The organism is Winogradskyella pelagia (genome assembly GCF_017581965.1).
In the GTDB taxonomy this organism is placed as follows: Bacteria; Bacteroidota; Bacteroidia; order Flavobacteriales; family Flavobacteriaceae; genus Winogradskyella; species Winogradskyella pelagia.
This window is the reverse complement of sequence record NZ_JAGEVF010000019.1, coordinates 1-5,992: the sequence shown is the minus strand read 5'-3', so window position 1 is coordinate 5,992 and position 5,992 is coordinate 1. Positions and strand designations below refer to the sequence as shown.

5 protein-coding genes are annotated in these 5,992 nt (G+C 38.5%); 3 read left to right on the top strand and 2 right to left on the bottom strand.

All coding sequences use genetic code 11. The features are described 5' to 3' along the window. Together J4050_RS14900 and J4050_RS14895 are read right to left on the bottom strand one after the other, a co-directional pair. Positions 1–2,770 (bottom strand): FIDD domain-containing protein (locus J4050_RS14900; protein WP_208155419.1); only part of this gene is annotated, 2,770 nt, incomplete at its 3' end. Between the two features lie 12 nt (positions 2,771–2,782). Beyond that, complete coding sequence (locus tag J4050_RS14895) at positions 2,783–3,253, bottom strand: hypothetical protein (protein WP_208155418.1); 471 nt, start codon at positions 3,251–3,253, stop codon at positions 2,783–2,785. A gap of 195 nt (positions 3,254–3,448) precedes the next feature. Here J4050_RS14895 and folE point away from each other — a divergent pair, with 195 nt between their 5' ends. The 3 genes from folE to yidD are packed head-to-tail and all read left to right on the top strand — an operon-like array spanning position 3,449 to position 5,903. After that, a complete protein-coding gene (gene folE / locus J4050_RS14890) occupies positions 3,449–4,126 on the top strand; it encodes a GTP cyclohydrolase I FolE (protein WP_208155417.1) in 678 nt (225 codons plus the stop codon). 56 nt (positions 4,127–4,182) lie between these two features. Next, the gene (cysS, locus tag J4050_RS14885; RefSeq protein WP_208155416.1) at positions 4,183–5,664 is read left to right on the top strand and encodes a cysteine--tRNA ligase; all 1,482 of its coding nucleotides are present in this window, start codon (positions 4,183–4,185) and stop codon (positions 5,662–5,664) included. Between the two features lie 2 nt (positions 5,665–5,666). Further along, entirely contained in the window at positions 5,667–5,903 is a 237-nt protein-coding gene (gene yidD, locus J4050_RS14880; protein WP_208155415.1) for a membrane protein insertion efficiency factor YidD, read from the top strand. The last annotated feature ends 89 nt before the right edge of the window (positions 5,904–5,992 follow it).

The following is a 5,992-nucleotide window of genomic DNA, read 5'->3' as shown; positions in this document are numbered from 1 at the left end:
CGTCATTATTGTCGTCGCAGACCTCGAAGTCCGTAGGTGCATTTGCGATAGGATTGGGCAATACTTCCAAATCAAGCGTCGTGACGTTGTAGCAACCTGTATTTGTATCTTCAAGTCGGATAAAAACAGTTTGGTTATTTGCTGTTGTATTAATGTAACCATCAAATATTTCAGCGGTTTCAGTTTCTGCACCTACAAAGGTTTCGTGATAAGACACATCTACATCGGTTTGACCACCTAATATTTCATTCGTTTTTATAGACAGTTGAAAAGGCACAAGACCATCTGCATCATCGTCACACTCTGACAATGGTGTAACAGTAGTCACTGTAGGTAATCCTAAAACCTCGATACTAAAACTGTTAGTAGCATAACACAATGGGTTTGTATCATCCTCTACCCTCACAAAAATAGTCTGAGGGTTGGTTACATTTTGATAGGTATTTGGTAATGGCGCAACATCATTTTCAGCATCATTTAAGTTTAGATGATAGCTCAATGTCACATTTGAGAAAGGTGCTAAGATATCAATAGTCTGCTGTGTAAAATCAAAATCTTCAACCCCATCTTCACTTAAATCATCACAAAGTACCAGATTATCTGGTGGATCGAGGGTAAAGCCCGAACTCACCAACAACTCGAGGGTGGTAACATCACTACAATTTTCATTATTGGCGTTTTCGAGCCTAACGAAAATGGATTGTGGGTTTACGGTATTTGTAAATAGGTTTGGTAGCGGATTTAAATCATCCTCAGCATCGGTTTGGATTAAATGGAAACTGACATTAACATCTGTCTGACCACCAAGAGCCTCAGCAACCTTTGTACTTAAATCGAACTCTGTAAAACCATCTATTGTGGCATCATCGCAGAGCTGATATTGGGAAATTGGATTTACTACGGGAATCGTAAAAAATGTAATATCGATATCATCGGTCAATGCACATGATTGGTCTGTAACTTCCACAGAATAGGTCCCAGAATTGGGAGAAGCCACACTTAATGTTGCATTTGTTTCTCCTGCAATAGGCGTACCGTTTAATAGCCATTGGTAAGTAGCCGTTGTTGATGCTATGTCTCCGTCTAAAACCACATCTGGATCTCCTTCACAGGCATCTATATCTGGTCCTAAATCAACTGTAAAAGGTACATCTCGGGTAACCGTAACGTCATCCGTTACCACAACCGTATCACCATTACAACTGATATAGGTTACCCTAGCCGTATAGGTAGCGACGTCATTTGTAGGGCAAACATTTAATGATGGTGTGGTACCGATTACTGCACCTGTTTCATCTAACCATTCAAAATTGATAATACTTGGTCCTGACGGCGTAAAGCGCCAAGCTTCATCACTGGTTGTCCAACCACCATTTTCATTAGTATTTCTGCCTGGCGGCACAAATGCTACAGTTCCTGCATTATTTTGAATCCCGACTGCTTTGTTATTATTAAAACTACTGCAAAAGGGTGCATCTTGTATGTAAATATCTATTACATTGGTGGTTTCATAAAATACGGCCATGTGTGTCGCAACAGCACTAGCGCAGCTCCACATTTGAACATTATAAAAACTTACAGCAAGTACCCGGTTTGGGGCCGTGCCAATAATTTCCCATGCTATTTCTTCTCCTGACGAAGCAAATGGATCAATATCATGTACAGGTGTAAATACGTTTCCTTCTGCCAATGCAGGATTTGTATTGTTTGGCAATGGGTCATTTCCTAAATTCCAAGCATTCGAAGTATCTGTTGGATCAACATCAAATCTTATTAAACCGTTTGAACCTACCTGAAACTCCGGTTCTATATTCCCAAAAAAACAGAAATCAATGGGTAAAGGTTGGGGACTATCCCAAGAATCATCAATATTTGTATTTACAGAATTGGTCAATCCTTGAAACGGAAATGGCGGCACAAAAGGTATTTGGCTAATGGTATAGGTATTAGTCTCACCAATATCCAAAAAGTCTGCGGTGAGGGTTGTGCAGGTATCTGCACAATCTATGGTTATATCCGGACCTGCATCTACAAAAGGGTTGCCAGGTGTAGAGCCACCAATCTGTGCTGTTAAACCGATGTCATTTGTGCTTTGACAACCCGCTGGATTATCATCTGTTATGGTCAATGTGACATTATATAGACCCGCAGGATTATAGGAGTGTGTTACAGATTGGCCAGTTGCGGTATTGCCATCTCCAAAATCCCAAAAGTATGTGGCGCCAGTATCAGCCACTGAAAAAGTACCGCTACCATTAAAGGTTATGACCTCGTCTACGTCTGCGACAACAATATTACCAGGTTGTAATGCTGGCACTGTACTATCTAAAACCGCTGTTATGGTTTGACATGGTCTTGCACATGCGATATCAGCTTCCCATCCAGGACCATTAGCAGAACCATTACTTATAAATTCTACAGTTAAACATCCTGAAGGATTAGTGGCTGAGGCTTGCACCAATCCAGGGCCAACACCTCCAGAAAAGGTACCGAATGAAGGGGCAGTGGTATCGTCACCATCATAAATAGTCAAAAAATCTACATTGAACTGAGTGCTAAATACCCTGAAATCGAGTTGCATTTTATCACCTACATCTTGAGGACAAAGTGTGAAAATAAAATTTTCATCATTCCCGTAGTTTCCAAATTCACCACCAGAATCATAAAAAACCCCAGTACATTGAGAAACTGTTCCATTTTGCATCAACACATCTTGAGAAAATATGCTAGTGGACAATAAAAATATAAGTAAACGACATATTAGTTTCATGATAAGGGCACTTTATTTGTGTTGGGGCAGAATTGATATTAATAACTGTGTATTATCTACTCGGTAATACTTCGTTTGAGTTTCTCTTGAAAAGAAATTGAATTGATATTTCAGAGGGTTAAAATTACTCGCGTTTATTGAGGCGTCTCTAGAAATATTAGCATTAAATGCAGTTAATAATGGAACGGAAGACAATTTTTTTAGAGAAGAAAGGTCTTTATTGGGATGTTCATTAACCTCCACTCTATTGCGTAAAATATGTTTTATATCTTTAAGTCTGTTTGGATTTGAAAACACATATTTTTCGGCATATTCACCATAAACTTCTGTAATGAATGTACGTTCTTTTGGTGTTAATGGGCTATTAACATTTTCACTAAAATCAACTTTCGCAAGTGGTTTTTGATTTATAGAGGTTGTGCTTTGTGACCAGGTCGCCGCAGTGTAACACACTACAACACCCAAAATGAGTAACTTTTTCATTGCTTAACCGAAATAATTAGTCTGGAAATTTAAGAAAATTTTAATAAAACGGTTATTCATACGTCAATGTAATCGGCATTTTAACGGTTTTAGTTATATAACATTTAGTTAATTGATTCTCCTACCTCCTCATCGTTTTTTTATTATGTATCTTTGTAACTTGTTTTAAAGTCTTAGGACTAAAAGATATATAACATGAAAATCGACAGTGATTTCAACGATATTAATGCTATCGGTGATGACCATATGAGTTCATCTAGTGAAACGCCATTGCGCCCAGATGCCTTTGAACTTTCTGACCAAGAAAAGGTAGAAATTATAAAGGATGATATTAGACACATCATGGAAACCCTTGGACTAGACTTAACAGATGATAGTCTTCAAGGAACACCCAATCGTGTGGCCAAAATGTTTGTTAATGAAATTTTTGGTGGTCTTTCCCCAAAGCATAAGCCCAAAGCCTCCACCTTTAAAAATCACTATAAATACGGTGAGATGCTGGTTGAAAAGAATATCACGGTGTATTCTACTTGCGAGCACCACTTACTCCCTATTGTAGGTAGAGCTCACGTGGCTTACATCTCCAACGGATCTGTAGTAGGATTGTCTAAAATGAATAGGATTGTAGATTACTATGCTAAGCGCCCTCAAGTACAAGAACGCTTAACTATTCAGATAGTAAAAGAGCTTCAAGATGTTTTAGGCACAGAAGATGTTGCTTGTGTTATTGATGCCAAACACCTTTGTGTGAATTCTCGTGGCATCCGTGATATTGAAAGCAGTACGGTAACCTCTGAATTTGGTGGTAAGTTTAAACAAAAAGAGGTGAAACGCGAGTTCTTGGATTATGTTCAATTAGATACACAATTCTAAAGTCTTGCCTAAGAATTGATTATACTTTTATGTTTCAAAATTACTAGTTTGTAAGTATGTCCCTATATAAAAATCAGCAAATAAAGATTTACAATTCCTTAAGCGGTGAAAAAGAACTTTTTAAACCTATCCACGAGGGCTATGTTGGACTCTATGTTTGTGGCCCGACTGTTTACAGTAATGTTCATTTAGGAAATGTAAGAACATTTATGTCCTTTGACGTGGTGTTTAGGTATTTGAAACACTTAGATTATAAAGTAAGGTATGTTAGGAACATTACCGATGCGGGACATTTAGAAAACGATGCTGATGAAGGGGAAGACCGTATAGCAAAAAAAGCACGTCTTGAAGCTATTGAACCAATGGAAGTTGTACAGCGTTATACCGTAGATTTTCACAATATCCTAAATGCCTTCAACTTTCTACCACCAAGTATTGAACCAACTGCAACTGGACATATCATTGAGCAAATAGAAATCATAAAATCTATCCTTGACAAGGGGCTTGCTTATGAGGTTAATGGCTCGGTCTATTTTGATGTTTTAAAATACAACGAGACTAAATCCTATGGTATTTTAAGTAAGCGTAAGGTTGAAGATCTTATTCATAACACGCGACAACTCGATGGGCAAACCGATAAGAAAAATCCACAGGATTTTGCACTCTGGAAAAAAGCAGAACCACAGCACATCATGCGCTGGCCGTCTCCTTGGAGCGATGGGTTTCCTGGTTGGCATTTAGAATGTACTGCAATGAGTACCAAATATTTAGGAGAGCATTTTGATATTCATGGTGGTGGCATGGATTTAAAATTTCCACATCACGAATGTGAAATCGCTCAAGCCGAAGCTTGCAATGATGAACCACCTGTAAATTATTGGATGCATGCCAACATGCTTATTATGAACGGTAAGAAGATGGCAAAATCTACTGGAAACTTTATTTTGCCTAACGAGATTTTTACAGGAAACAATCCACACATTACTAAATCGTTTCATCCCAGTGTAGCACGTTTCTTTATGCTTCAAGCGCACTACAGGAGCATCTTGGATTTTACCAACGACGGGCTTCTAGCTGCTGAAAAAGGATTCAATAAATTAATGGAGGGTATTCATAACCTAGACGCCCTTAAAATTAGTGGTTCCTCAAGTTTTGACGTTAATGCATGGCAGCAGAAATGCTACGACGCTATGAATGACGACTTTAACACACCTATTCTCATAGCACATCTTTTTGAGGCTGTGAAGATTATAAACCAAATTAAAGAGGGAAGTGCTAGTATCTCTAATGCTGATTTAACTACCTTAAAAAACACTTTAAAAAGTTTCACCTTTGATATTCTTGGATTAACTCATGTTTCTGAATCAGCTTCTGGTACAGATCAGTTATCTGGAGTTGTTGAGATTTTAATCAATTTGCGTAAAGAAGCACGTATTAATAAAGACTTTGCCCTTTCGGACAAAATCAGGGATGAGCTTCTCGAAATTGGCGTGCAACTTAAAGACGGTAAGGACGGAACAACCTTTTCAACGAACTAAAGGTGAAATCTATTTTAATATATCCTTTCCTTTTACTCATAAAGTTTTACCAAAGTGCCATATCCCCTTTTTTTCCTAGCACATGCAGGTATCAGCCTACGTGTTCCCATTATGCCAAGGAAGCTTTAATGGTCCATGGTCTGGGAAAAGGTGGTTGGTTAGCATTAAAACGTATTTTTAGTTGTCATCCCTGGGGCGGAAAAGGTTTCGATCCTGTGCCAAAAAAAGATGACAACTAAAAATTTACCCACGCGCCATCTCGCACGTTCGCTAAAAATGTACACCGTACATTTCTTCATTCGCTCCGTCGCCCTGGGGCGGAAAAGGT